This window comes from Psychrobacillus sp., assembly GCF_056205495.1.
Genome location: NZ_JBAEAP010000406.1, coordinates 1 through 1,638, shown reverse-complemented (window position 1 = coordinate 1,638; position 1,638 = coordinate 1). Strand labels below are relative to the sequence as shown.

Genomic DNA, 1,638 nt, shown 5'->3' with positions numbered 1-1,638 from the left:
ATCCTAAAATATCCTGGACACTAGAGCCAAAAGAAAAAATGCGCTTGAAAGGTACCTGCTTAGCACCTTTCAAGCGCTGGAGAGTCCGATCACGAGTGTTACATAGAGTCTATGGTTTTAAAATAAACTTAATGCTTTGGTCTTCGTGGTCGTGAAACATCCGATATGCTTCACTTGCTTCTGAAAGCGGCATTTTATGTGTAATAATTTCTGTTGGGTCGATTTTCCCCTGGGCAACCATCTCATATAGCATCTGGCTGTAATGAATGGCTGGTGCCTGGCCCATTTTCACTGTCACATTGCGCTCGAAAATATTGCCAAGAGGGAACATATTGTACATCGAGCCGTATACGCCAGTCAGCTGAATAGTCCCGAACTTTCTCACAGCCTTAATGCCGATATCAATCGCACTTAAAGTCCCACCTTGCAACTTTAGTTTTTGCCCTACCTTCTCAAACATCGACATTTTACCGTCCATCCCTACGCAGTCAATGACAACTTCTGCACCGCCATGTGTAATTTCATGAAGATGGCTGCCAATATCATCAAATTCATCAAAGTTGAATATTTCTACATTATTCGCCCGTTTTGCATGCTCTAGACGGTATGAAAGAGGATCTACTACTAGCACGCGACTTGCACCCTTCATCCAAGCAAACTTTTGGACCATTAAACCAACTGGACCAGAGCCGAGTACAATCACAGTATCACCCTTTTTAACGCCTGCATGCTCAACACTCCAATAAGCAGTTGGCAATACATCCGATATAAATAGCAGTGCTTCATCCTCTAATTCACATGATTCAGGTACTTTAAACGGGATGAAATTTCCATACGGTACACGTAAGTATTCAGCCTGTCCACCGGGAAAATTACCATAACGGTCGGTATAGCCAAAATAAGCGCCGGAGTCAAGGGCTGGATTATCATTGGAGTTATCACACTGACTTTCCATTTCATTTTGACAGTAGAAGCACTCCCCACAAGAGACATTAAAAGGAATAACAACCCGGTCGCCTTTCTTAACTTTTGTCACGTCAGGTCCAACCTCTTCCACAATGCCCATCGGTTCATGTCCGATAACAAATCCTTCTCTTGTTGGCATTGTCCCACGGTAAATATGGAGATCTGAACCGCAAATGGCCGTTGATGTAATACGAACGATAATATCATCCGGCTTTTCAATCTTTACGTCCGGTACTTCTTTTACTTGCACATCTTTTGCACCTTGATATGTTACTGCTTTCAAACGGATTCCTCCTACAAAATAAGATGTAAGTCATTTTGTAGTTATTTACTATGTAACAAGAAAATACACCTATAAAACCATCAATATTTCATGGTGTAAAATCATTAAATTTATATACGGTCAACACCAAGTCACGGGGGACCCAATCGATTTGTGAGATGGATAATTTTGGATTATAATGAGCGGTAAGGGGGGATTATGATTTTGGATAAAAGCAAAGCAGGGAAAGTTTTAGGTATTTTATCTATATTGCCCGTGATAGTAAGTATTATTTTTTTCTATATACAAAGAGGACCGAATGCTGATATTTACCTTGGAATTACTATTTTTAGTATTTTATCAATTATCGGTATTATACTTGCTGTAATATCTTTATGGATGTCTAAACG

1 protein-coding gene and 1 pseudogene are annotated in these 1,638 nt (G+C 40.1%); one reads left to right on the top strand and one right to left on the bottom strand.

Translation table 11 applies throughout. From position 1 onward, the window contains the following. Nucleotides 1-109 precede the first annotated feature (109 nt). Entirely contained in the window at nucleotides 110-1,249 is a 1,140-nt protein-coding gene (locus AC06OU_RS11955) for a zinc-dependent alcohol dehydrogenase (RefSeq protein ID WP_475856026.1), read from the bottom strand. A 198-nt stretch (nucleotides 1,250-1,447) separates the two neighbouring features. On the opposite strand from AC06OU_RS11955, the pseudogene AC06OU_RS11950 reads away from it, so the two are divergent. Continuing rightward, nucleotides 1,448-1,638, top strand: a pseudogene (locus AC06OU_RS11950) (hypothetical protein); the annotation flags it as partial.